This window comes from Acinetobacter lactucae, assembly GCF_013344765.1.
Taxonomy (GTDB): Bacteria; Pseudomonadota; Gammaproteobacteria; order Pseudomonadales; family Moraxellaceae; genus Acinetobacter; species Acinetobacter lactucae_A.
This window is the reverse complement of sequence record NZ_JABVBF010000025.1, coordinates 1-26,224: the sequence shown is the minus strand read 5'-3', so window position 1 is coordinate 26,224 and position 26,224 is coordinate 1. Positions and strand designations below refer to the sequence as shown.

Sequence of the window (26,224 nt, the reverse complement as noted above, 5' to 3'; positions counted from 1 at the left end):
TGTTTATTCAATAACATAATAAAACCTGAACTAAGACAAACTATGTCGCACCAAGCTAGTGCTTTTAAGTTTTTTTTGGCATGATCAAGCTTTATAGTTTTGAATAATGATAAATGGAACAAATGCGTTGGTTAGAGCTGCTTTCCGCAGTTCGTTTAGGTAGCAAAAAAAGTAGTACAGAACTGGCTCGTAGCCCATTCCATAAAGATTATGATCGCATTATATTTTCTCAAAGTTTTCGTCAGTTAAACCGTAAGACGCAAGTTCACCCACTCGCACAGCACGATGGTATTCATACCCGTTTAACCCACTCACTTGAAGTTTCCTGTATTGGCCGCTCAATGGGTATGCTTGCCGCGGAAAAAATTAAAAATGAATTACCCGTCTGGATTTCCCCTGCCGATGTCGGTGCAATTATTCAAGCAGCCTGCCTTGCACACGATATTGGTAACCCGCCTTTCGGTCACGCAGGTGAATATGCGATTCGCGAATGGTTCGATGATGCATCACATGATGATTTTTTAAAAAAACTAAGTCCCGAAGAAGAAGCCGATGTTCGCCAATTTGAAGGTAACGCTCAAGGCTTACGTTTATTAAGTCGCATTGACTATCATCCAGATGATGGAGGTATGCGTTTAACTTATGCAACCTTAGGCGCTTATTTAAAATATCCATGGCTTTCAAAAACAATTGCTTCGCAGGGTGACCGCCCTTCACATCAAAGAGCAAAGTTTGGTTGTTATCAATCTGAAAAAGAAATTTTAAAACAGATCGCTGAACAGCTTGGACTGATTCAACTCGGTGAATATCATTATTGCCGTCATCCACTCACCTATTTGCTAGAAGCCGCTGATGACATTTGTTATGCCCTCATTGATTTAGAAGATGGCATTGTCTTAAATATGTTGACTTACCAAGAAGTTGAACCCATTTTCTTAAATCTTATTGCTGACTATGGCCAACCTGAAGAGTTATCGCATCCCAGTAGTACATGGCAACAAAAGATCTCCGCATTACGTGGTCGTGTCATGAAACGTCTTGTTGATGAAGTAACCACGGCTTTTGCCAAAAATCATTATGAAATTATTACAGGTCAGCTTAAAGGCAACCTTTTACAATATTGTTCGCCCGATATTGCTATTGGTATCGAAACTGCCAAAAATTTGGCACGTGATAAAATTTTTGAGCACCCACAAAAGTCAGGCTTAGAAATTATTGCGCATCAAAGTTTACAAACGATTCTGGATGCATTTGTACCACTCACAACTCCCCATAAATCTTTAAGCTTTAAAGAACAACGTTTAATGTCTATCCTTAACCTGTATGGTGCTAACTTTAGCAATAATCACTACAGCAATATCATGCAAGTACTCGATATTATCAGTAAATTTTCAGATCATCAGGCTTATAGCTTGGCGCAAGAGTTGCAAGGTAATAAAATTGGCTTGTTTTAAGCTAGCCTGATACAGAAAGAAATAAAAGCAGTGTCGTTTTCAATTCATTTTAGAACGACCAGATTTACAGTTATGAATAAGTGAAATTACACTATGATCGGATGTTTAATTGGCGAAGTGTTTGCCCTAGAAGCCCCTACTGTCTTACTGAATGTAAATGGTGTGGGTTATGAAATTGATACGCCACTTTCAACATTTTGCCAATTACAAAAAGGCCAGAAAGTTACGTTATGGACTCATTTGGTTGTCCGTGAAGATGCGCAGCAGCTCTACGGTTTTAGTGATGCTCAAGAAAAAACAATTTTCCGTACCTTATTAAAAGTAAATGGTGTTGGTCCAAAAATGGCATTGGGCATTTTATCTACGCTAAGTGTTGAGTTATTGGTTCACACTATTGAACATGATGATATTAATACACTGGTCAAAGTCCCAGGTGTTGGCAAAAAAACAGCTGAACGTTTAATGATTGAACTTCGTGATCGCTTTAAAACATTAGCTCAAGGCACTTCAACTGCGGCGACCATGCCTCAAATTCAATTTGCTGCAAACTCTCCTGTCGCAGAAGCAGAAGCTGCGTTGCAATCTTTAGGTTATAAGCCACTTGAAGCACAAAAAGCTGTAGCTGCGGTTAAAGCCGATTACACAGAATCAGCCGATATTATTCGTGCTGCTCTTAAATCTATGATGAAGTAAAAACACTTATGCAAGACCGTCTAATCAGTGGAACAGAAAAACCTGAAGATCATTTTGACCGGGCTATTCGACCAACTTCGCTTGCCGACTATATTGGGCAACCAGTCGTACGCGAGCAAATGGAAATTTTCATTGGCGCTGCTCGTGGTCGTGGTGAAGCTCTCGACCACACACTGATTTTTGGTCCGCCGGGTTTGGGTAAAACTACCCTTGCTAATATTATTGCCCGTGAAATGGGTGGCAATCTTAAATCGACATCAGGACCTGTATTAGAGCGTGCAGGCGATTTAGCAGCAATGCTCACCAATCTTGAAGAAGGCGATGTTTTATTTATCGATGAAATTCATCGTCTTTCACCAGTGATTGAAGAAATTCTCTATCCAGCGATGGAAGATTACCAACTCGATATCATGATTGGTGAAGGTCCTGCTGCCCGTTCAATTAAACTCGATTTACCCCCTTTTACACTTGTTGCTGCGACCACACGTGCGGGCTTGTTGACCTCACCATTACGTGACCGTTTTGGTATTGTGCAACGTCTTGAGTTTTACTCTGTAGAAGACTTAACACACATTGTGTCACGCTCTGCAAACCTCATGGATGTACCCATTACAGTTGAAGGCGCAGAAGAAGTAGCACGCCGATCGCGCGGAACACCTCGTATCGCCAACCGTTTATTACGACGTGTTCGTGACTATGCACAAGTGAAAGGCACAGGCGAAGTGACCCATGAAATGGCACAGCGTGCGCTTGATATGCTTAATGTTGATAAGGCTGGCCTAGATACCCTAGACCGACGTTATTTGAGTATGTTACTAGAGCGTTTTGATGGTGGCCCTGCCGGAGTTGAAGCTCTTGCAGCAGCGATGGCTGAAGATAGCGGCACACTTGAAGATGTGATTGAACCTTACTTAATTCAACAAGGTTATGTGATGCGTACTGCACGAGGTCGCATCGCAACCAACCAATCTTATTTACAGTTTGGAATGACGCCACCTGAGCCTAAAAACTAACCAAAGGAAGAGAATTTTCTCTTCCTTTTTTTAATTCTTTTATTCTTTCAAATTAAATAAAAATTGTTTTATCAATAAATTAGCCACTCCATACCTTTTAAGTATTTATTTATACCATATTGATTTTTTAATATTTTTAAAAACTGAATTATAAGAAATCAAGATAGTAAATCTCATGAACAATAATATTTTTAGGATAAAGATATGTATAAAAAAACCGCTTTATTTTTGCCACTCGTTCTAATGAGCCAGCTAAGCCTAGCAGATTGGGTAAAAGATGCAGCACAACAAAATGAAAATCAGGTTATTCAATTAAGACAACATATTCATGAACATCCTGAACTAGGCAATATGGAATTTAAAACATCTGCACTGGTTCAAAAAGAATTGAAGTCCTATGGCATTCAAGTCAAAACAGGTTATGCAAAAACTGGCGTAATCGGCATTTTAAAAGGCGACAAACCCGGCCCTATCATCGCACTTAGAGCTGATATGGATGCTCTGCCAATGGAAGAAAAAAGCGGCCTACCCTTTGCAAGTAAACAAAAAGCAATTTATCAAGGTAAAGAAACTTATGTGATGCATGCTTGCGGACATGATGCACACACTGCAATGTTATTAGGCGCGGCAAAAATTCTGGCTGCGAATAAAGATAAAATATCGGGCACAGTTGTTTTTGTTTTTCAACCTGCTGAAGAAGGTGGTGCAGATATAGATAACTTTACTCATGGCGATCAAATCGGTTCTAGAAAAATGATCGCAGACGGCGCCTTTAATGACTATAAACCAGAAGCTATATTTGGAATGCATGTCATAGCAGGCATGAAAAGTGGGCACCTTTATTATAAAGATGGCGCTATTTTAAATAGTGCAGACCATTTACGCATTCAGGTCAACGGTAAGCAGGTGCATGGTTCGACGCCGTGGCTAGGCAGAGATCCAATTTATGCATCGGCACAAATGATTAATAATTTACAGAGTCTTATTAGCCGAAGGACCGATCTAACTAAAGGCATGGGTGTAGTCAGCATCGGTAATATTCAAGGCGGTACAGCAGGAAATGTGATTCCAGAACAAGTCAGTATGATTGGGACTATTCGCTCTAACAACGAACAGATACGGGCAAATATCTTAAAAAGTTTACCAACCATGATAGAACATAACGCTCAAGCCAATGACGTGACTGCTAAAGTTGAAATTGCTCCTTACGCTCCAGTAACTATGAATGACAAGGCGCTTACTCAATTTATTCAGCCAACATTAGCCAAAGTTGTTGAAGCTTCAAAACTACATGTTTTGGATCACAATGAGAGCGCAAGTGAAGATTTTGCTTATTATGGAAAATTAATGCCCTCATTCTTTGTTTTCTTAGGTGCAACACCAGAAAATCAAGATTTAAGCCAAGCTGCACCCAATCATAGTCCTTACTTTATTGTAGATAATAAAGCCTTAAAAACAGGAACTGAACTACATGTAAGGTTCATATTAGATTATCCGAATATATCAAAACAAGTTCAAACCGCATGGAAGCCCTCTTAACTTAAAACCATGCTAAACATAGAGTTCTCCGTTTTGTGACTAGAAATACAGCAATCGCAATTGAAAGGTTGTGCCATAGGACTTAGTATGCAATCTGCTAAACTGCCCCGTATTTAAAAGCATAGATATGGCTTTTGAGTAGAGCTAATATTTTATTCAAAGCCATATTTTAAATATAAAGCTCTATAGTGAACTAAAACGGAATACTCTCATGGCGAATCATTTTGAATTCAACATTCGTGTTTATATTGAAGATACGGACGCAGGTGGTATTGTTTACCATGCCAACCATATTCGCTATATGGAACGTACCCGTACTGAATGGCTTCGTGCTTCTGGCGTTGATCATTACTGGCACCAAAAAGACTACAACTTTGTCGTACACAAAATTGACGTAAAATACATGCGTCCTATTTTAATGGATGATTTAATTACTGTTACAGCACGTGTAGTTTCATGTAAAGCTGCGTCATTTGTGTTGCAACAAAATATTTATCGTGGTGAAATCTTGCTTGCTTCTGGCGAGGTTGAGTTGGCATGTTTAAGCAAAGAACTGGTAGCTCGTCGTCTTCCAGAAGAAATACGTGATCTTATTCGTAAAGAATTGGAACAAGACTAAAAAAACAACCGGCATATGTAACTATGGCAACAAACATTGAATCAACCCTGCATATTTCTGACCTTATTTTACAGGCAAGTCCAGTCGTTCAGTTGGTCATGCTAATTTTATTGTTAGCATCGATCTTTAGTTGGTATCTGATTGCCAAGTTACATATGAGTTATAAAAAAGCACACCAAGACGATGAACATTTCCAAAAAATGTTCTGGTCTGGTGCTGAACTCAATACGCTATACAACAACGCCCAACTCAACTCAAAGCGCTCAGGTCTTGAAGATATTTTTTATCAAGGATTGAGCGAATTTTTTAAACTTAAGAAACGTCAGGCCCCTGTTTCGCAAACAATCGAAGGCACTGAACGTATTTTACGCGTAGGTTTGAGCCGTGATCAAAGCCATTTGGAATATGGTTTAGGGACTTTAGCAAGTATTGGTTCTGTAGCACCTTACATCGGTCTATTCGGTACTGTATGGGGTATTATGAATGCCTTTATCGGTTTGGCTGCCGTTGATCAAGTAACTCTTGCAACTGTTGCACCAGGTATTGCTGAGGCACTTATCGCAACCGCAATTGGTTTATTTGCTGCAATTCCTGCTGTACTGGCTTTTAACCACTTCACTGCTAAAAGTGAAAGTGTTTATTCTGATCGGGCTTTGTTTGCTGAAGAGATGATTGCATTATTGCAGCGTCAATCTGTGGGTTCATCACAGGAAGATGCATAATGGCAATTCAGCGTTCAGGGCGCTTTGAGCGCATAAAAAAACCATTAAAAAGTGATATGAACGTCGTACCTTATATTGACGTTATGCTCGTACTTTTGGTTATTTTTATGGTAACTGCTCCTATGATTACCAGTGGAATCAAGGTTGATTTACCTCAAGCAAATAACCATCCAATCGAATCAAAAGATATGCCAGCCATGGTAACAATTGGCAAAGATGGCAATATTTATCTTCAGTATGAAGATTACAAAGATAGTGAGCCATTATCTCGTGAAAAACTTGAAGAAGTTTTAAGCGATGCTCAAAAACAAGCTGAACAAGAAAACAAACAACTCACAGTTTTAGTCAATGGTGATAAGTCTCGCCCTTATGGAGAAGTCGTATCATTGATGGCGAGTTTACAAGAAGCAGGTTTAACTCAAGTTGGCCTTCTGACAGAGCCTTTAAAATAAGCTATGAACAAAAATCAAAAGCCGCCCTTTAAACAAAATGCGATTGCATTGAGCTTTACACTCGGAGTTCATACAATTGCCATTGTTGGCTTGCTTTTTTTAGGCTTGAGTAAACCACCTGAACAGCCAAAAAAGCTAACAACTATTTTAGTTAAGCCAGAAGATTTACCCCCTCCTTTAGCCAAAGAAATTGAACAAGAGACTACAGCTACGAATGAAGCAAAAGAGGTATTAGCCCCTATTGTGGATGAAACACTACCTCAAAATCTTCCAGTTGCACCTCCTCCTCCAACAGCTCAACAACTTGCTGCTCAAAAGCAAAAGGCCGAACAGGCCCAGCAAGCCAAGTTAGCTGAGCAAAAGCGCAAAGCTGAAGAAGCTGCGAAAGTGAAACAAGCAGCAGAACAGCAACGCATAGAGGAAGCTCAAAAACAGCAGGCTGAAGCTAAACGCCAAGCTGAGGCTAAAGCAAAATCAGAAACCGAACACAAACGTAAGGCTGAACAAAATGCAAAAGCCGAAGCAGAAGCTAAGGCCAGACAAAAAGCTGCTGACGACGCTAAACGTAAAGCTGAAGCAGATGCAAAATTAAAACGTGAAGCTCAAAAGGCTGAAAACGCTAAACTTCAAGCACAACAAGAAGCTAAACGTAAAGCTGAAGCAGATGCTAAAGCTAAACAACAAAAAGCCAATGACGATGCCAAACGTAAAGTGGAAGCAGATGCAAAAGCTAAGCAACAAAAAGCTGATGATGCTAAACGTAAAGCTGAGGCTGAGAAAGCAAAACAGCAAAAGGCTGCTGACGATGCTAAACGTAAAGCCGAGGCTGATGCTAAAGCAAAACAGCAAAAAGCTGCTGAAGATGCTAAACGTAAAGCTGAGGCTGATGCGAAAGCAAAACAGCAAAAAGCTGCTGAAGATGCTAAACGTAAAGCTGAGGCTGACGCTAAAGCCAAACAGCAAAAAGCTGCTGAGGATGCTAAGCGTAAAGCTGAAGCTGAGGCCGAAGCAAAAGCTGCATCTGCTCAAAAAGCACAAGAAGAGGCAGCGCAAAAGAAAGCTGAAGCTAAAAAAGTTGCCTCTTCAGCTAGACGCGATTTTGAGCAAAAAATTCGACGCTCTTGGGATGTCCCAACTGGCAGTAGCGGTAAAACAGTTGGTGTTCGTTTTACCCTCTCCGATTCGGGAAGCGTTAACTCTATTGTGATCACGCGTTCAAGTGGTGATGATGCCTTAGATGCAAGTATTAAAGCTGCAATTCAAGCCGCAGCACCATATCCTATGCCATCAGATCCAGATGCAAGGCGTGAAGCAAGAAGTGTTAACTCTACATTTAGAGCGCAATAATTTTGAAAGAGTTACATGCTTTAAATAGTTTAAGGCATGTAACTATGCTACAAAATCAACAGTCACAAAAATACCTGATATGACTTTAAACTTATGAATACGAGCCGCAAACACCTGCTATCTTTAGCACTGATCACAGCCTTAAGCCCTATTGCTTCTACAACTGCTTTTGCCCAGTTATATCTGGAAATTGCCAAAGCACCAGATCAGGCACCCAAAATTGCTATTGTTCCGTTTACCAATGACAATGGGCTCTATCCTATTGTTGAAACAGACTTAAACCGTTCTGGGCGCTTTACAAGCTCATCTAAAAATTTGCCTGCCAATGCTGCAATCAATCAGATTCAAGCTTCTGACTGGCAAGCTGCTGGTATTCCATATGTTGTTACTGGACAAATTAAACAAACAGCGACAGGTTTTGAAGTTCACTACCAACTTTATGATGTACAAAAGCAACAATACATTTTAAATGAGCTTTTAAATGTACCTGCTTCACGCATACGTCAAGCTGGTCATATGGTAAGTGATGCTATTTATCAAGCACTTACTGGTATTCCAGGTGACTTTAGCGGCCGTATTGCTTATGTATTAAGAAATCCTGCAACACCTGCCGAGCGTTATACGCTACAAATTGCAGATACGGATGGCGAACAACCAAAGACTGTTTTATCGTCGCGTGACCCGATTTTATCTCCGGCATGGACACCAGATGCCAAAAAAATTGCTTATGTTTCTTTTGAAACTAAACGTCCAGCAATTTATTTACAAGATTTATCAACTGGAACACGTGAAGTGCTTACCAGTTTTAGAGGCCTAAACGGCGCGCCAAGTTTCTCACCAGATGGCCAATCAATGCTGTTTACAGCATCGATGAATGGTAACCCTGAAATCTATCAAATGGATTTATCAACACGCCAAGTCAAACGCATGACAAATGATTCGGCAATTGATACCGAAGCACGTTATACACCCGATGGAAAATCCTTTATCTTCACTTCTGACCGTGGTGGCTCTGCCCAAATTTATCGTTATACCTTTGCTGATGGCTCAGTAAAGCGTTTGACATTTAAAGGCTCATTTAATGCACGTGGAACTCTAAGTGCAGATGGCAAAAAGATTGCACTTGTTCATCGCCCAAGTGGTAGCAGTTATAAAGTTGCAATTCAAGACATTAATACTGGCATCACCAATATCCTTACCCCAACTAGTTTAGATGAATCACCAAGTTTCTCACCAAATGGGCAAATGGTGGTCTACGCAACTCGTGAAGGCAACCGTGGCTTGTTGTCTATTATGTCTACAGATGGACGTTTCCGTATGAATTTACCAAGTGAACAAGGTGAAGTACGCGAACCGGCATGGGCACCAAAATAACTTTTAATTCCATTGATGGAGATGATCATGAAATCAATCAAATATTTAGCTCTACCCTTTCTTAGCGTAGCACTCGTGATGACAGGCTGTGCTAGCCGTAAACCGGCAGCGACTACAGCAACTGGTACAAATCCAAGTACAGTAAACACTTCTGGTTTAAGTGAAGATGCGGCATTAAATGCTCAAAATTTGGCAGGTGCTTCATCTAAGGGTGTGACTGAAGCAAATAAAGCAGCTTTGGCTAAACGCGTTGTTCATTTTGATTATGACAGCAGTGACTTATCTACTGAAGATTACCAAACGCTTCAAGCTCACGCACAATTTCTCATGGCAAATGCAAACTCAAAAGTTGCATTAACTGGCCATACAGATGAACGTGGTACACGTGAATACAACATGGCTCTAGGCGAGCGTCGTGCTAAAGCTGTACAAAGCTATTTAATTACCAATGGCGTAAACCCGCAGCAACTTGAAGCTGTAAGTTATGGTAAAGAAGCTCCTGTTAATGCAGGACATGATGAATCAGCGTGGAAAGAAAACCGCCGTGTTGAAATTAATTACGAAGCAGTCCCTCCTTTATTAAAATAAAGGATATGCAAAAAAACGCTCATAAAAATATGAGCGTTTTTTATTACTTAGAAGATTTCTTTTCTTCTTCAGTATGTTGCATGGACTCAATCAGATCATGCTTATTAAAATCTTTATATTCAGGTTTTGCCTCGTAGTCTTTCCAAGCTTCCTGAACATTTTCTTTCGAAATTTCATCTAGATTGATTGGTTCACCTGCCGTGGGGGTCGCATCAAACTTCTTTGTTGTCATTTCGATTCTCCTAAAAATATACAGTCCTTTGTGATGCAATCAACATACCATTTTAATTGGGGGCTTGTAAGCATAAATCCAACACAAATAAAGTAAGATAATTTTTATTTTGTGACATTCTCATCTAGAATATGCCACGTATTTATCTGACTCATTTTGATGCTTGAAGCACAGGAGCTTTTTTTATGTCCAACCTCACTTTGTCCCAATTTTTACAACAACAAAAAGGGAACCTAACACCTGAGTTGGCTCAAGTCATCGATACTATTGCCACTACTTGTAAAACGATCGATCAAGCCTTACAAAAAGGTGCTCTCGCTGGTATTTTAGGTAGTGCTGGCAATGAAAATGTTCAAGGTGAAACACAAAAAAAACTAGATGTAATTTCTAATGACTACTTAATTGATGCTTTAAAAGTACATCCACATGTAGGTGGCCTCGCTTCTGAAGAGCTTGATGATTTCACCCCTGCACAAGAAAATGGTAAATATCTGGTTTTATTTGATCCATTAGATGGCTCAAGCAATATCGATATCAATATGTGTGTAGGCACAATTTTCTCAATCCTTCCTGCAAAAAATGCAGTAACGCAAGCAGAAGATTTCATGCAAGCTGGCACACAGCAAGTTGCGGCTGGTTATGTACTTTATGGTCCATCAACCATGATGGCTTTAACAGTTGGAAATGGCGTAGCATTCTTTACTTTAGACCCAGAAACTCAAACTTTCTTGCTGACGAATGACAATGTTCAAGTTGCAGCAGATACTCAAGAGTTTGCAATTAATGCATCTAACCAACGTCATTGGGAAAATCCCGTAAAACAATATATTGATGAATTACTTGCAGGTAAAACATCTGTTCGTGGAAAAGATTTCAATATGCGCTGGGTCGCATGTATGGTGGGTGATATTCACCGTATTTTATGTCGTAGTGGTATTTTCCTTTATCCATATGACTTAAAAGATCCGAAAAAAGCGGGGCGTTTACGTTTAATGTATGAAGCGAATCCAATGAGTATGCTCATTGAACAAGCTGGTGGTGCTTCAACTACAGGCCGTGTTCGTATTTTAGATATTGAACCAACCGAGCTTCACCAACGTGTTCCTGTAATCATTGGTTCTAAAAATGAAGTTGAACGCGTAACAAGCTACCACTAATAATTTTAATTACTTAGGGCATCATAGTATGATGGTGCCCTTTTGTTGGATATTTTCTTATGGCTGTTATTTTTTTAGAATCAAAAGACAATGCAAAAATTAAACATTTGCGTGGATTAATCGAACTCAGTAACGCCCGAAAAAAGCACCAACAAACCGTTCTTGAAGGCACACATCTTTGTTTAGCTTGGTTACAACAGCAAAAGAAGATTTTTTCTTTATTTACCACTGAACAAGCATTAGAACACGAAGATTTAAAAAAAATAATTGAACTGCATCAAGGTCACATCTTTGTTATTAGCGAAGTTTTATACAGAGATTTGAGTACATTAGGTACAAGTTTAACTTGCTTAGCTATTATCGACCTACCAAAAACGTCATCTACAATTGACTACAACGTGGATACTTTAATTCTTGAAAATATTCAGGATCCAGGTAACGTAGGTACATTACTACGTTCAGCAGCAGCAGCAAATATTAAACAAATTATTTGCACACAAGGCTCTGCCTCACTTTGGTCACCACGAGTTTTAAGAGCGGGTATGGGCGCTCATTTTAGCTTACATTGTTTTGAAAACTTCCAGCTGACAGATATTCTTCCAAAATTCCAAATTCCGGTTTTTGTTACAAGCTCTCATCGCTCAACGAGTCTTTATTCAAAAGACCTTTCAAAACCGTGTGTCTGGATTTTAGGAAATGAAGGTCAAGGCGCTAGTGATTACGCCCTAGATCACGCACAATCAGTGACCATCCCCCAACCAGGTGGACAAGAGTCATTAAACGTGGCAATTGCAGGATCTATTTGCTTTTTTGAGATGGTCCGCCAACGTCAGTAAAACGTTAATTTATTTTACATCTCACATATTTGTGAAAAAAATCAATTACACTAGTAAAAAATAACCGATTGTTGTCAACCTCCCACCTCTTTTAAACGTTATATAAGAGATATATTGAAGATAAGGTGGGTATGTCCAATGACAGGATTTTCCATCTCCATGGATTTAGCACCGAAAAAGTCTCGATCGGAAACATCTAGTGCTCATGCAAGCACGGCTGAGCAACGCCTGAAAGTTTTCATGCAAGATGTAACTGGTCGTGCTTTGGTGATGATGGAGAGTGCTACCCAAGGTCAACAAGGTATTGCGATGGATTTGGTTCAAGAAGCATTTATTGCTTTACACAAATCTTATGCCGATAAAAGTACTGAAGAATGGTATCCCCTGTTTTATACGATTTTAAACAACAAACTTCAGGATTGGCGCCGCAAAGAATCTCGCAGAGCAAATCCATTTTCATTCTTCAAAAAAGTTAGTCTCGACAATGACGACAACGAAATTATTGATGTAGTTGATGAAAAAGCCATTAATCCTGCGGATTTTCTCGATCAAGCGGTGACTATCGAAGAAATTCGAGAAGCGATTTCAAAATTACCAGTTCGTCAACAACAGGCATTTATGTTACGTGCGTGGGAAGGTTTTGACACACACACAACAGCTCAGATCATGAACTGTACCGAAGGTAGTGTAAAAACCCATTATCACCGAGCAATTCAGGGACTTAGAGAGTACTTGGCCCATTTAAATCCCTTGGGAGGTTCTGATGAATCATGATGATTTCACTAAAAAGGTGACGTCTAAACTTGATAGTTTGGCACATCACCATAAAAATAAAACAGTGGTCATGAATCATGTGCTTGACCATATTCAACAAAAACCAGCCTCTTTTTATAGTGTCTGGAAAATGTCTGGTTTTGCACTTGCAGCAGCGATCACAGGTTTTGTAATTTTACCTAATTCAGCAGATATTGTTGATAAGCCGCAAAATCAAGTGATTGTAAATCCTAAATTATCCCCACAAATGGTGGAAGATTTAGAAATGCTAATGGTCTTGGGTGAGGATAAAGTACAACATGGCAGCTAAAAAATTAGCTCTTATCCTTTGTTCATTAAGTTTCTTGCAAACCAGTTTTGCAGGTTTTGAACGATTTTGGATTTTTTCTAAAGATGCCAATACACAAGTTGATGACACATGGAATGCTCTTTCTGAAGAAGAACAACGTGCGGTTATTAAACGCTACCAAAGCTTAAAAGAGTTACCAGCAAATCAAAGTACGAACCTACAGCAACGTATGGACTGGTTTACTCAACTCCCCGATGCTGAAAAAGAAAAAATGCGTGAAGCATGGCAAAAAATGAGTACACAAGAGCGTAAAGATTTACGCGAACGTATGCTTAAAGCGAATGGCGAAGAAAGAACAGCTATTCGTGAAGAATATATGAACAAGTATTTAGAACATTAATATAAGTATATGAAGTTCATACCCAGTGAATTTCATGACTTATATACTTTCCATAAAAAAGCCTCCAATTGGAGGCTTTTTTATTTTATATCGTTTATTTACGATAGCGTCTATAGACCGCTAAACCAAGTAAAGACGCTATAGATAGAATTCCTAAGCTACCGCCGCCGCCACTACGTGTATCATCTGTAGTAGTGGCAGTGCTTACAAGGGTAATTACGCCAGCTTTAGGTGAAATTTTCCCATCTGCGTCATAAACGTTATAGCTTAACGAATCATTAAAAGTATTAAATACGTTATTTGCCTGAATATAGATATTTCCACCATAACAAGTTTTATCTTTGTCATCTTTCGGACATGGCCCTTCTCGATCAGCTTTCACCACTTTAAAAATACCATCTTTCGATGTTTTGCTTGGTAAATAAATCGGTAACTCTACACCATCTTCATTTACCCAAAATTGTGATTTTGGCTTTAAAAGCGTATTTACAGGCCCATCACCATTATCATTCGCATATTTAAGCAAATTCAATGGAATAGTTTCATTTGCAAGATATTTAAATGTAATTGTTCCATCGCCAGACACTGGTTCTATATTATTAAAACGAGCTTTTATCAGACCGCTTGAGCTTAATTTATTATCGGCTGTAGTAATTGTATATTTGCAGTAAGCATATGTACCAGCTTGAGTCACGATATCGTCTTTGCGATAAAAAACAATTTGCTGTAAAGCGCTATTCCACTCGCAAAATAGTTTGTCCTTATCTGTTAGATCTTTAACTTGTTGCCCATCGTATTTGTCGTCAAGTGATCCAATACCTAGTGGTTCTGTTGTAATACGATAGTCAGTTGTGTTGAAGAACTTCAGTACATGATTAGCATCTTCAGCCGGTAATGGTAAATCATAGTTCTTTAAATCAAGATAAATCGCGCGATATTTAAGATTTGCCTTAGTGGTATCAATTAGATTCTTAAACTCAGCTAAACGTACTTTATAGTAAGTGATAAAGTTGGAAGGCGTCTTAGGATCTTTAATATACTTATCAAATAAATCATAATTTTGTTGATAAGTATCAATAAAAGTCGTTAATGAAATATTACTAACATCCTCCAAGTCGCCTGAGGTGAGTTTCATTAACTCAACGGAACCAATATCACAGCTATTGCGACTTCCCGATTGGTAATATGATGTACCGTCTGTCAGACGGTTTAAACCACGTTGGTCAATTGTGGCACAGCTTCCTTTACTATCTTGATCCACATCAATTAAATCTGTATTAGAAGAAATATTTTTTGGATAATAAATAGGTAGGAACCCAGTATAAGCAGTTGCCGTTTGCAAAGGACTCAATAAATTACTGAATGTTTGTGCACTGATATCAACATTGGTCTGTCCATCAGGTAAAGATTCTTTAGGAACATCACATTTTGCTGTCGCCGATTTCCAATCAAGTGCATTGAAACTCAGCGTTAAACCTACACTCTTTTCCTCTGCTACCGCACCTAAAAGATATTTACAGGCATAACTTCCAGTATTATAAGCGAGCACGTTAAAACTTAACTTTTTTGCGCCTAATTTGTCGTAGAGGAAAGTACTATTCGCGTTGTTTTCAACAATTGTATTATTTAAGAGTACTAAACTACTGCTTGAACTTAAAATACTTGATGAATTGGCTGGATTATTGGTATCGCCAGTAAACTTGATAATACTGCCATTAGTACTATTTGCGATATTTTTTGCAATAGTATTAACAGATAACGTCGCAGTAGGTTTCCCGCAAAACTCAAATGCACTTGTTGAAGCTGTATTTCCATTATTCACAATACTATTTGATGTGAGGGTAATGGTACGTGGTGCATAGACAGTGTCACTAAAACACCCCATTGATAAAACACTGCCTTGTGTTGCGTTATTACCTTTCAGTAAAGAATGATTTACTGACAAAGTAATATTAGGTGAAGCTAAATAAATTGCTCCGCCGCTTGTTGCCCGAGATGATAAAATCTGGCTATTTTGCAAAGCAATATCAGCACCAGCATAAATCGCTCCACCCTGACCAGTTGTGAGGCCATTTTCAAGAATGATATTATTTAAGCTTAAGGGCTGTTTATAAATAGTCGTATTGAAAATACGTGATTTACCTTGAGCATTAATACGTGTTTGCAAGTCAAGCTGTGCGGGATAATCATTGGTTAATACGCTTTTTTTCTGCCAATCAACGGGATCAGCTCCAAAAATAGCAATATTTGCATTTGGTACTAATTCCTTGGTTAAAGCATAAGTTCCTGATTGAAGTTGAATCGATTTTTGTGTAGTTTCACGTGTGTCAATAACCGTGCATCCACCATACGATTTACGCAACTCAGCTGTCTTTATTGCTTCACGCAATGAGCAGGCATTCGTATTTTCACCATCTTCATCGTCAAAAGTTGTAACATCAATTCTTCCAGTCGTGGTATCTGCAAATAATGGCATTGCAGCAATCACAGCTAATGCTAAAAAAGCCTTTTTATAATTTTTCATAGCCTTTATCATCCTTGATTATGACTTTAAACGTCTTAGAGCAATTAAGCCAAATAAACCTAAAACTAAACCACCACCTACACTTCCGCCACCACCCGTGCTTACAGATTTATCCTCAATACCTGATGGTGGATCTTGTACAATTTGAACTGGAATTGTTAAATAAACATCCGCCGCATCATTAAAACGTGTGGTAGTAGTAACAACTAACAGATTAAATACATCCGCTCCATGCCAGTTTCCATTTGGAACATAAGTTAAATTACCTTGAGCATCGATAGATAAAGTTCCTTTAGATGGAGTACTTGTTTGAACAATCTTCATACAGCCTGACTGCCAAGCCTGACCATCTGTTCTTTTTCCAAACATTTTTTCACATGTTTGTGGAGAAACTAACTCACCATCACCGACTACATCGGCAATATTAAATTTGGCAATTTCTCCATATTTAATGTCTTGACCATGTGTACTAATATCATCGCGGTTGGTAATTAATTCAATTGCACCTAAATCACATAACTCATCATAACCACTTCGATTCTTTCCACGTTGATCTTGCTTTTCACAACTCGCCAAACCGACAGAAGTTCCATCGCTATATAAACGACCTTTGTTAATTAACAATGATTGCGAAAGGCTAGTATATTTATCTAAAACTCGAGGTTTAAAGAATCCTAAAAAACTATCACTTGGGGTTGAATATGGACATAGCAATCCATCTGCTGGTGGTACATCACAGGTTCCTTCATCTGCATTTCCAGCAATTAGTTTTTCGCTTGCAGGATATATAATATTTGGTAACTCTGCTGAAGCATTGCGGTTACATTCTGTTGTTACTAAATTGCTTTGCACAATCGTTTTATCTGTTGCAGATGCCTTACAGTTTGTTGTATTACCTACTAAAATACTGTTAGAGACAGAAGCATTACCCTGTGGAGCATCAAACAATAAACCTCCCACGTTTTTTATCATCGTAATATTATTTACAACCATTCCATCACGGACATTGGCAATAAAACTCCCCTTATTATGAAAAATCGTACTATTACTTAAACCAATAATACGAGAGGTTAAGTATCCGCCCGTACTTTCATCTGCAAATTTAGTTTCAGCATGAAACAATGCGCCATCCGCTGCGGTCACTTCATTATTACGCACTACAGAGCGACTGATATAGTAAAGTGGCATATCACTATATAAAACACCACCCTGACTCGCTTTATTATTCTGAAGCAGGCTATTAGTAACAGTTACCGAACCTGCTGTTTTTGTAGTATTTGATAAATTACCAGCATTATAAATTGCTCCGCCATTTGTGGCATACCCATCCATTAAACGAGAATTTTGAATAACCAATTGTTCATGATTATAAATTAATCCGCCATTACCTTGAGGTATTACACTCTTTGAGCCAGCACCTTTTAAATTGACATCAACAAATGAAACTGTAAAAGAAGCTTTTTCAACACTACCATCATCTATACGGAATAGTTGATCAGTACCAACCATTTTAATTGTTGCATTATGAGAGTTGGGCGCTCCTTCCTCAACCAGAGTAGAATCATTTTTTGCGGTACTGATAGCTACAGGAACGGTAATTACTATACTTTTATTTAAAGTATATTCTTTATCACGCTGCAAAATAATATTTGAAGAAGCGTCTTTATTTCCGCAACCGTTATAACCGTTTGCATATTTTTCAACTTCAGCAGCATTAGAAGAAGCACGATATTTTAGAAATTGTATTGCTTCACGTAACGAACAGGCTGTGTTATCGATGTCTTCATCAATTGTAGTTGTGACTTGAATATCAGCAGAATAAGCGTGTCCAGCAACAGCCAATAAAGCAAAAGCAATGCTCCGTTTGAGCATACCCATCTCCTTACATCTTTTTTTCATTTTTCTTTGTCAATATTGCAAAATTTCCGCTTTTGCAATCGCATCCTTTGTGCGTACTTTGTCACAGCAAGTAGAATTTCTCAAGACATTTTGGTCAGTCTATCGAGTCATTTTTAAACCAGCTTACAAAAAGCATCATAGATTTAAAAAAGTTTTTTAAATACAAAAAGTAGCTTATTAAAAAAATTCAAAGAAAATTTAGCAGTTATAAATACAACTATTCTGTAATGGAAAACTTATGTCTGGAAAGCGATTTTTTATTGTTTGAAATAAATTTGGTCAAAACAGCAAATTTAAAAGTTACAAGCTCTATTGTTGATACTCATCAATCAAAGCGTAAATTTGTCTTAAAGTCGCATTAGAAAGTTTTGTTTTTTCGCCTTTGAGTAGTTTTTCTAACTGAGCAACAGTTTGCAATAAAAGAGAAGCTTGATGAGGACCGTGCAATAATAAGTAATCAACAATTTGTTGGTCAAAGTGGATACCCCGTCTAGCCATTACAGATGTGACCAAGGCATAGCGGTCTGCATATAAACTTCCACTCGGCACTTTTACACTCACGGCTTGTGTAAGTCGTGATTGTAAGTCTGGCAATTCAAGCTTTAATTCGATTGGTGCAACACGTGAAGAAAATACCAATTGTCCTTCGTGATTATTCATTAAATGGAAAACGGCTTTTTGCCAGTGAGGCACACCACTAATTGATTCAATATCATCTAAAGCGACAAGGTCATAATGTTCTAAAGAGGTAATTGCTTCAATAGGTGCGTCAAGAAGTTCAAGCAAAGATACTTTAATCGCAGATTTGCCTATTTCTAAATAAGAATCACAAATTGCAGAAAGTAAATGACTCTTCCCCGTCCCCGCTCCACCGTATATATAGAACCTACTCACCAGACCAGCATGGAGTTGACGCACGGCATCGACTACATGCCCCCAACCCGGTCCCGAAAAATCGCTGATTCGGGCATCAAGTTGAGGTTCTATATCCAGTTGGAGTTGACGCATATATTGAATTAACCTTGAAATTATTTCTGGTTAGGGGATTTCAGTTCATCTGTATCTTGCTGTGTTTTAACTTCAAGATCAAGCTTAGTGCTTTCAGTTTCCACATGAATTTGCTCAATATCGCCATGTTGGATTACTAATGTAGAAGGTGGAGCATAAAGCGAACTTCTTTCATAGTTATCTCTTAAGTGTTTTAACAACACTACAATAACGGCTGCCACCGGCAATGCAATTAACATTCCCAAGAAACCTGCAAGCTGTGCTCCTGCCAATACTGCAAAAACAACCGCTACAGGAGATAAACCAATTTTATCGCCCAATAGGAATGGTTGTAGAATATAGCCCTCTACCGCTTGACCAACCATAAAAACTACACCGACGAGTAATAAATGTACCCAATCCAAGCCGAACTGGAACAAGCTGGCTATAACAGCTGCAATGATACCTACGGCAAAGCCTAAATAAGGAATAATACTAGCAAGACCAGCCACCATACCAATAATCAAGCCAACTTCCAAACCAATGAGCTGTAAACCAACTGCATAGACTATGCCGAGTAATAGCATGACTAGAAACTGACCTTTAACAAATGCCCCTAAAACGCTATGGCATTCACCAACGATCTGTAAAGTAGTTGCTTCGTATGGACGTGGAATGAGACGACGTAAGTTTTGTAACATACGTTCCCAATCGAGCAAGAAATAGAAAGCAATAATAGGAATTAAAACAACCGTTCCACCAATCTGAATAAAATTCAAACCAGATTGAGCTAATTTTAATAACACTGCCTGAATGCTGTCTGCACTATAATTTGTTTGGACATACTCCATCACAGCTTTAGACAACTGTTCTGTATCAATTTCCATTTGCTGGACATTAAATGTCGAAGATACCCAAGGTAAAAAGGTAGCATTAATCCAGTGAATACCCGCTGGAATACTATCGCGGGCATAAACTAACTGTTTCCAGATGAGTGGAACCAAATACCAGAGTGCAATAGTTAATGTTACACCTATTCCGACAAATACCACGCTAATTGCTAACCAGCGAGGCAATTTCATTTTTACCAGCACATCAACAAGTGGACTGAATAAATAAGCCAGGAAAAAAGCGCCGATAAAAGGAATGACTACAGGCTTGAGCAAGTACAACACCCATACCAGCAATACAATACCTGCGAGTAAAAAAATACGGCGCAGTATACGATCTTGCATAAAATCTAGCCTTTTTTGATTTAATCGTTATAAATGAAAAAATATTTTTATTAAAGATAGCATTTTCGAGCATAAATAACATAAGAGTTTCGTATATTCAGGTTATAATCTGCCGCCAATGCGGAGACTTCATTTATGAGCAACTCAACTTCTACCCCAAATACCGGTTTAAGCTACAAAGATGCGGGTGTTGACATTGAAGCGGGCGACGCACTGGTCGATCGTATCAAGTCAGTCGCTAAACGTACAAGTCGTCCTGAAGTAATGGGCGGGCTTGGTGGCTTTGGTGCACTATGCAAAATTCCTAAAGGTTATGAAGAGCCTGTTTTAGTTTCTGGAACCGATGGTGTAGGAACTAAATTACGTTTGGCACTTAATCTTAATCGTCATGACACAATCGGCCAAGACCTTGTGGCTATGTGTGTAAATGACCTTTTAGTTTGTGGTGCAGAACCATTATTCTTCCTTGATTATTATGCGACTGGTCACTTAAATGTTGACGTTGCTGCAAATGTTGTTACTGGTATTGGTAAAGGTTGTGAGCTTGCAGGTTGCGCACTTGTAGGTGGTGAAACCGCAGAAATGCCAGGCATGTATGAAGGCGAAGATTACGATCTTGCTGGTTTTGCCGTTGGTGTTGTTGAGCAAAGTAAAATTATTGATGGCTCTAAAGTAAAGTCTGGTGACGTACTTATTGGTGTTGCATCAAGTGGTGCTCACTCTAATGGTTACTCATTACTACGTAAAATTTTAGATGTTAAAAACGTTGATTTAACTCAAACGATTGATGGACGTCCTCTTGCTGATGTAGCAATGGAACCAACTCGTATTTATGTAAAACCAGTTCTTGAACTCTGCAAACAAGTTGATGTTCATGCTATGGCACACATTACTGGTGGTGGTTTACCAGGTAACTTACCTCGCGTATTACCAAATGGTGCACAAGCAGTGATTGATGAATCTTCTTGGGAATGGCCTGAATTGTTCCAACTTCTACAACGCGAAGGCAATGTAGAACGCTTTGAAATGTACCGTACTTTTAACTGTGGTGTAGGTATGGTCATTGCTGTTGATGCAAATGATGCTGAAAAAACAATTGAAGTACTTAATGCTCAAGGCGAAAAAGCTTGGAAAATCGGACATATCCAAGAAAATGCTGAATCAGTGGAAGGCGCAGACGAAAAAATCCGTGTGATCTTTGCATGATAAAAATTGCTGTTCTAGTCTCTGGGAACGGTAGTAATTTACAAGCCTTGATAGATGCAAAACTATCAGGGCAAATTGTAGGTGTACTATCTAATAAAGCAGATGCTTATGCCCTAGAGCGCGCTCAAAAAGCCAATATTGCTACCGCTGTTATCTCCCATAAAGACTTTCCAACCCGTGAAGTGTTTGATGAAGCAATGCATCAGCAACTCTTGGCTTGGCAAGTAGATGTGGTTATTTTAGCTGGCTTCATGCGTATTTTAACATCAGCCTTTGTCAATAAATGGCAAGGGAAGATGCTGAACATACATCCCTCGCTTCTTCCTGCCTACAAAGGTGTAAATACTCACCAACGTGTTCTAAATACAGGTGATCGTTTACATGGTTGCACCGTGCACTTTGTAACTGCTGAACTGGATTCTGGTCAATCTATTGCCCAGTCAGCTATTTCAGTTAGAGAGCATGATACTGCTGCGTCATTAGCAGATCGAGTACATACTCTTGAGCACTTTATCTACCCACAAGTTGCAGAGTGGTTATGTAACGGTCAACTTACATGGAAAGATGGACAAGCTTATTTCCGTAATAAAGTTCTAAAAGACCCTATTCGTTTTGCAAGTTGGTAAAAGATTTTACTAACCTACAAAAATAAAAAAGGACATGTTGGCATGTCCTTTTTTATGAGTTTCAAATTAATTTCACTGATGAATCAATTTCTTTATAGAGTTTACCGTGTCAATAGGATGCTCTAGAGGGAACATATGTCCTCCTTCAACCACAGCAAATGGGATTCCCATTTTTCGCTTCGCCATCTGAGGAAAGCCTCTTTTTAAGAAAGCACTTTCTTTCCCCACAACTAAATGCACAGGCATCTTAGGTTTTGGCATAGGCAGCCACCACCAAGAAGGATTTTTACGGAAAATCGCAACTTCATCTTCACGGGAAATGGTTAAAGTTACCCCACCGCGAACCGAATCCTCTTTCAAAGCATAATCAATATAAGCTTGAAAACAATCTTCATCAAAATCTTTGTAGAATCCTTTAGGACGTAGTAATTCAGCCGCCTGCTCTCTCGATTCCCAATGTTCACGACGACGTGCAGATAAGCCAGCTGGCGTCATTGCATCCACTAGTTTAGGACGAAATAATTTTGCCATATGAAAAGCAAATGAATATCGTCCTAAAATAAGAGGCGGGTCTAACATAATAACTTGAGAAAAAAGTTCAGGACGTCGAAAGGATGCCATCAATGTTAGGACCGAACCAAGAGAATGACCTAGTCCAATGACTTTCCGTCCTTTCGCCTGACGCACAATACTATCAATAACCTGATCAACTAAAGCAGGCCAATGATTCGTCACAGGATAGCGCTTATCAGGACCAATCAAGGGAACATAAATAACATCATATTCCCCTTTCAACTGGTCAAACAGTTTTTGATACACTTTTGATGGTACACCATTGGCATGAGCAAAGTGTATAACTGGTTTTATTGACATACCGCTATCCTAAAAATACAGATTTATTGTAATTTTGCGCTTTGATGAGTTTGCACTTCTTGAACAATAGATTCACTTACCCCTTGCCCAATTTGTGCACCCATACGACCTAAAATGGATTCTAATGGGTTGCGCTCAATTGTGTAGTCAACTTTATTATCAAGGTTTAGTTCATGCATCAAGCTCGTAATATTACCTGAACGGTCAGCAACACCTAATTGAATTGCTTGTTCACCAGTCCAAAATAAGCCAGAAAAAATAGCTGGATCATTCGATTTCAAGCGCTTACCACGGCCTTCTTTAACAGCAGTGATAAAGTGAGTATGAACATTATCAAGCACAGATTGAATATGTTGCTTTTGAGCAGGATCAATCGGTTTTGTCATACTTAAAATGTCTTTATTCGTTCCTGCCGTTAAAGTGCGATCTTCGATACCGAGCTTCTGAGCTAAACCAGTAATACCATAGTTAGGCATGATGACACCAATTGAGCCAACTAAACTTGATGGATTAACAATAATTTCATCAGCAGCAGAAGCAATATAGTAGGCACCCGATGCCCCCATATCACCAATAACGGCATACACTTTCTTATTAGGATGTTGTTTTTTCAAATAACGAATTTCCTGCCAGATTTCATCAGACTGAACTGGGGAACCGCCAGGTGAGTTAATGTTAAGTGCAACAGCTTTACTATTTGAAGCTTCAAAAGCACGTTTGAGCGCTTTATTGGTATCTTCACTATTTACAGATTGATTGCTTGAAGAATCAATCGTTCCAATAATATCCACCACTGCCAAATGAGCACTACTGCTACTTACAGGAGAGCCTTCTTTGCTGGTTGAACAGCCTTTACCCATGAGTACAATAATCAATAGTAAATAAATAAAAGTTAATGTTTTAAAGAAGATACCCCAACGACGACTACGACGCTGTTCCTCCACTGAAGCAAGTACAGCCTTCTCAAGAATTTGCCATTCTGGTCCATTTTGTTTAGGGGTTATAGGTTCATTTTGTGGTTTTGGTGGCCAATCGGACATAAAATTCCAATCCAAATCAATCTAAAATGATGTCATTATATACGTTGATTTGATAAAAACTGTCTAAATAATATGATTTCATTTATAATATTTTTATCTTTTTTTACTTGTTGCCTCCTTTTTACCGCGATAGATGACCAAACTAGATGTAAAAAGCATGAACTATTACTTACTTAAAACTTTTAGCCGTCAACCAATTCAATTTGGACGTTTTATTGCCCGTATGTTGGCAGGGTTAGTCAATACTTTAAAAATTACTAGAACATCAAAAAGTATAGAACTTAACTTACAAATTGCACTTCCCCACTTAACACCACAGCAACGAATAGATATTACACAACAAGCTATTCGTAACGAGTTAACCTCATACTTCGAATTTTTAAGTATTTGGGGCTCATCAAATAGTAAGAATATTTCACGTATTCACCATATTGAGGGTGAACATTACTTTCATGAAGCACTGGCAGCAAAAAAAGGTGTGGTTTTGATTGTTCCACATTTTGGTACATGGGAAATCATGAATGCTTGGTGTGCACAGTTCACTTCCATGACTATTTTATACAAACCTGTAAAAAATGTAGATGCAGACCGTTTTGTTCGAGAAGCACGTAGTCGTGAACAAGCCAACTTGGTACCTACCGATGAGACTGGTGTTCGACAAATTTTTAAAGCGTTAAAACAAGGTGAAACCACTGTAATTTTACCTGACCATACCCCAAATGTTGGTGGTGATATGATCAATTATTTTGGTGTACCCCTTGCCTCAAGTAATTTAAGTGCCAAACTCATCCAAAAAACCAAGGCCAAGGCATTATTTCTTTATGCGATTCGTAATGAACATGAGGGTTTTACGATGCATATTGAACCTATGGATGAGAAGATTTACGAAGGTAGTGCCGATGACGGAACCTTTGTTATTCATCAAGCCATTGAACAGCTGATCCAACAGTATCCGGAACACTATCACTGGAGTTATAAACGTTTTAAAGCAAATCCAGCTTTAGATAATCTTTATAATCTTGATCCAGATGAAGCACTTCAAATTGTGGCTAAACTTAAAGCAGAAGCTTCACAAATTCCTGTGAAGCCAAATACGCTCGAAACGTCGAGTGTATAAAACCATCTCATGATTGCGAGATACAAAACTTAATGTTCCTTGCTCAACTGTGCTTTTAAACGGAATATGAAGTGCTTGTACCCTCGCCAAAACCTCTTTGCTTGGGTGCCCATATCGATTATTAAAGCCAGCCGAGGCAATCACAAGCTTTGGCTTTAATGTGGCTAAAAAATCATAAGCCGAACTATGCTTACTCCCATGGTGACCTAATACCAGAACATCTACCTTTAACTCGGGATATTCCTTTATAAGTTGATATTCTGCTTCCCACCCTGCATCACCCATAATTAAATAATTTTGATAGCCATTTATCTGTTTTAAATGAATATAAACGACACAAGAATATTGGTTTTGATTTGAAGAAACTAAATTTAAATCCTTTTCCTTAGGCCAAAGAATTTCAATATCTAATTGTGGATATTGCCATTTTTGCCCTTGATGACAATAAGTAAATGGTTCTCTAATTTGTTCTTTCCATAGTTCATTTGATATGACTTGTTTAATAGGAAAAGCGTGCGCAATAGAAGGAAATGCTCCGCTATGGTCTTGGTCAAGATGAGATAGTATGACGTGATCTAATTGTTTAACTCCCTTTTGACGTAAATATGGGATCACCACATTTTGACCAATACTAAAAGCCTTTTCATCATAAGACCCACCCGTATCGATGAGCCATGTCTGCTGCGGGTGCTGCAGGAAAATAGCTTGCCCTTGTCCTACATCTATAATATTGATTTGAATTTGCTGGGACGACTTATTCGGAATAACCAAGGGTAAACAGCATATGAGCCCCCAAGATTTTGGTAAAACTCCACGCGGTAAAAATAAGATAATAATAACGAAGCTAAGGCAAACTAAATCAAGTGGTGTCAGGCTAAAGCCTTGTAGTGGTAGGGATAAATTCTCTAAAAAGCCAAAACATGTCAGTACTATACTAATCAGGACGTCATTAATTTGAAAAAGTAAATTTCCGAATGAGTTAAAAATAAGCCATACACAAGCTGCAAAAATATTTAAAGGAACAATCACTCCTCCGAATAAAGGAACTGCAATAATATTTGTAAAAGGCGCAACCCATGAAATCTGTTGAAAGAAAATCAACATTAAGGGACATAAAGCAATAAATATTTTGCCTTGAGATTCAATTAAAATTTTACTGAAAAGAATGATTCTAGATAATAGACTCGTTGAAACAAGTTTTGGAACCTGTTCAATAGTTTGATAAATC

The 26,224-nt window shown here is 38.6% G+C and carries 26 protein-coding genes; 18 read left to right on the top strand and 8 right to left on the bottom strand.

The window, feature by feature from the left end:
* Window positions 1–113: 113 nt before the first annotated feature.
* From HUN22_RS04695 to pal, 10 genes are all read left to right on the top strand, one after another.
* Window positions 114–1,454, top strand: a complete 1,341-nt coding sequence (locus tag HUN22_RS04695) for a deoxyguanosinetriphosphate triphosphohydrolase (RefSeq protein WP_174726710.1) — start codon at window positions 114–116, stop codon at window positions 1,452–1,454.
* A gap of 93 nt (window positions 1,455–1,547) precedes the next feature.
* Window positions 1,548–2,147: a Holliday junction branch migration protein RuvA gene (ruvA, locus tag HUN22_RS04690; protein ID WP_016146147.1), complete on the top strand. Its 600-nt coding sequence runs from the start codon at window positions 1,548–1,550 to the stop codon at window positions 2,145–2,147.
* A gap of 8 nt (window positions 2,148–2,155) precedes the next feature.
* Window positions 2,156–3,160 carry a Holliday junction branch migration DNA helicase RuvB gene (gene ruvB, locus HUN22_RS04685; protein ID WP_002052424.1) on the top strand — a complete coding sequence of 335 codons (1,005 nt, stop codon included), beginning with the start codon at window positions 2,156–2,158 and terminating at the stop codon, window positions 3,158–3,160.
* A 204-nt stretch (window positions 3,161–3,364) separates the two neighbouring features.
* Window positions 3,365–4,699 carry a M20 family metallopeptidase gene (locus HUN22_RS04680; protein ID WP_174726709.1) on the top strand — a complete coding sequence of 445 codons (1,335 nt, stop codon included), beginning with the start codon at window positions 3,365–3,367 and terminating at the stop codon, window positions 4,697–4,699.
* Between the two features lie 211 nt (window positions 4,700–4,910).
* Window positions 4,911–5,318 (top strand): tol-pal system-associated acyl-CoA thioesterase, encoded by a 408-nt coding sequence (ybgC, locus tag HUN22_RS04675; protein ID WP_004699892.1) that lies wholly within the window; start codon window positions 4,911–4,913, stop codon window positions 5,316–5,318.
* A 23-nt stretch (window positions 5,319–5,341) separates the two neighbouring features.
* The gene (gene tolQ / locus HUN22_RS04670; protein ID WP_016140259.1) at window positions 5,342–6,040 is read left to right on the top strand and encodes a protein TolQ; all 699 of its coding nucleotides are present in this window, start codon (window positions 5,342–5,344) and stop codon (window positions 6,038–6,040) included.
* Window positions 6,040–6,492, top strand: a complete 453-nt coding sequence (gene tolR, locus HUN22_RS04665) for a protein TolR (protein WP_003650231.1) — start codon at window positions 6,040–6,042, stop codon at window positions 6,490–6,492. Before tolQ ends, tolR begins: the two co-directional genes overlap by 1 nt.
* 3 nt (window positions 6,493–6,495) lie before the next feature.
* Window positions 6,496–7,839 (top strand): cell envelope integrity protein TolA, encoded by a 1,344-nt coding sequence (gene tolA / locus HUN22_RS04660; RefSeq protein WP_174726708.1) that lies wholly within the window; start codon window positions 6,496–6,498, stop codon window positions 7,837–7,839.
* Window positions 7,840–7,932: 93 nt separating this feature from the next.
* Window positions 7,933–9,213 carry a Tol-Pal system beta propeller repeat protein TolB gene (tolB, locus tag HUN22_RS04655; protein ID WP_057070324.1) on the top strand — a complete coding sequence of 427 codons (1,281 nt, stop codon included), beginning with the start codon at window positions 7,933–7,935 and terminating at the stop codon, window positions 9,211–9,213.
* Between the two features lie 27 nt (window positions 9,214–9,240).
* Entirely contained in the window at window positions 9,241–9,801 is a 561-nt protein-coding gene (gene pal, locus HUN22_RS04650) for a peptidoglycan-associated lipoprotein Pal (protein ID WP_004643699.1), read from the top strand.
* A gap of 43 nt (window positions 9,802–9,844) precedes the next feature.
* Here pal and HUN22_RS04645 read toward each other — a convergent pair whose 3' ends face one another.
* Complete coding sequence (locus tag HUN22_RS04645) at window positions 9,845–10,033, bottom strand: NF038105 family protein (RefSeq protein ID WP_016146153.1); 189 nt, start codon at window positions 10,031–10,033, stop codon at window positions 9,845–9,847.
* A 185-nt stretch (window positions 10,034–10,218) separates the two neighbouring features.
* On the opposite strand from HUN22_RS04645, the gene HUN22_RS04640 reads away from it, so the two are divergent.
* The 5 genes from HUN22_RS04640 (at window position 10,219) to HUN22_RS04620 (ending at window position 13,489) form a co-directional block, all read left to right on the top strand.
* The gene (locus tag HUN22_RS04640) at window positions 10,219–11,190 is read left to right on the top strand and encodes a class 1 fructose-bisphosphatase (RefSeq protein ID WP_174726707.1); all 972 of its coding nucleotides are present in this window, start codon (window positions 10,219–10,221) and stop codon (window positions 11,188–11,190) included.
* A gap of 59 nt (window positions 11,191–11,249) precedes the next feature.
* Window positions 11,250–12,026 carry a TrmH family RNA methyltransferase gene (locus tag HUN22_RS04635; RefSeq protein ID WP_174726706.1) on the top strand — a complete coding sequence of 259 codons (777 nt, stop codon included), beginning with the start codon at window positions 11,250–11,252 and terminating at the stop codon, window positions 12,024–12,026.
* 159 nt (window positions 12,027–12,185) lie between these two features.
* A complete protein-coding gene (locus HUN22_RS04630) occupies window positions 12,186–12,800 on the top strand; it encodes an RNA polymerase sigma factor (protein ID WP_174726711.1) in 615 nt (204 codons plus the stop codon).
* On the top strand, window positions 12,790–13,110 hold the full coding sequence (locus tag HUN22_RS04625; protein WP_004643705.1) for a hypothetical protein: 321 nt from the start codon (window positions 12,790–12,792) through the stop codon (window positions 13,108–13,110). The genes HUN22_RS04630 and HUN22_RS04625 overlap by 11 nt, the downstream gene beginning before the upstream one ends.
* On the top strand, window positions 13,100–13,489 hold the full coding sequence (locus HUN22_RS04620) for a DUF3106 domain-containing protein (protein WP_174726705.1): 390 nt from the start codon (window positions 13,100–13,102) through the stop codon (window positions 13,487–13,489). The genes HUN22_RS04625 and HUN22_RS04620 overlap by 11 nt, the downstream gene beginning before the upstream one ends.
* A gap of 94 nt (window positions 13,490–13,583) precedes the next feature.
* Here the strand turns inward: HUN22_RS04620 and HUN22_RS04615 are convergent, their stop codons facing one another.
* The 4 genes from HUN22_RS04615 to cxpE form a co-directional block, all read right to left on the bottom strand.
* On the bottom strand, window positions 13,584–16,013 hold the full coding sequence (locus HUN22_RS04615) for a CSLREA domain-containing protein (protein ID WP_174726704.1): 2,430 nt from the start codon (window positions 16,011–16,013) through the stop codon (window positions 13,584–13,586).
* 18 nt (window positions 16,014–16,031) lie between these two features.
* Window positions 16,032–17,891, bottom strand: coding sequence for a rhombotarget A (gene rbtA, locus HUN22_RS04610; protein ID WP_174726703.1), 1,860 nt, complete (start codon window positions 17,889–17,891; stop codon window positions 16,032–16,034).
* Window positions 17,892–18,221: 330 nt separating this feature from the next.
* The gene (gene hda, locus HUN22_RS04605) at window positions 18,222–18,920 is read right to left on the bottom strand and encodes a DnaA regulatory inactivator Hda (protein ID WP_002118656.1); all 699 of its coding nucleotides are present in this window, start codon (window positions 18,918–18,920) and stop codon (window positions 18,222–18,224) included.
* Window positions 18,921–18,940: 20 nt separating this feature from the next.
* The gene (gene cxpE, locus HUN22_RS04600; protein WP_174726702.1) at window positions 18,941–20,134 is read right to left on the bottom strand and encodes a chloramphenicol efflux transporter CxpE; all 1,194 of its coding nucleotides are present in this window, start codon (window positions 20,132–20,134) and stop codon (window positions 18,941–18,943) included.
* 135 nt (window positions 20,135–20,269) lie between these two features.
* Here cxpE and purM point away from each other — a divergent pair, with 135 nt between their 5' ends.
* Window positions 20,270–21,340, top strand: a complete 1,071-nt coding sequence (purM, locus tag HUN22_RS04595) for a phosphoribosylformylglycinamidine cyclo-ligase (protein ID WP_017385817.1) — start codon at window positions 20,270–20,272, stop codon at window positions 21,338–21,340.
* A complete protein-coding gene (purN, locus tag HUN22_RS04590; RefSeq protein ID WP_174726701.1) occupies window positions 21,337–21,966 on the top strand; it encodes a phosphoribosylglycinamide formyltransferase in 630 nt (209 codons plus the stop codon). The genes purM and purN overlap by 4 nt, the downstream gene beginning before the upstream one ends.
* A 72-nt stretch (window positions 21,967–22,038) precedes the next feature.
* On the opposite strand, the gene HUN22_RS04585 is transcribed toward purN, so the two are convergent.
* Both HUN22_RS04585 and sppA read right to left on the bottom strand, forming a co-directional pair.
* Complete coding sequence (locus tag HUN22_RS04585; RefSeq protein ID WP_174726700.1) at window positions 22,039–22,839, bottom strand: alpha/beta fold hydrolase; 801 nt, start codon at window positions 22,837–22,839, stop codon at window positions 22,039–22,041.
* 23 nt (window positions 22,840–22,862) lie between these two features.
* Complete coding sequence (gene sppA, locus HUN22_RS04580; protein WP_174726699.1) at window positions 22,863–23,879, bottom strand: signal peptide peptidase SppA; 1,017 nt, start codon at window positions 23,877–23,879, stop codon at window positions 22,863–22,865.
* Between the two features lie 133 nt (window positions 23,880–24,012).
* On the opposite strand from sppA, the gene HUN22_RS04575 reads away from it, so the two are divergent.
* Window positions 24,013–24,996 (top strand): lysophospholipid acyltransferase family protein, encoded by a 984-nt coding sequence (locus HUN22_RS04575; RefSeq protein WP_174726698.1) that lies wholly within the window; start codon window positions 24,013–24,015, stop codon window positions 24,994–24,996.
* Here the strand turns inward: HUN22_RS04575 and HUN22_RS04570 are convergent.
* Window positions 24,949–26,224: DNA internalization-related competence protein ComEC/Rec2 (locus HUN22_RS04570; RefSeq protein ID WP_174726697.1), on the bottom strand; the 1,276-nt coding region annotated here is incomplete at its 5' end. The two genes, HUN22_RS04575 and HUN22_RS04570, sit on opposite strands and share 48 nt — an antisense overlap.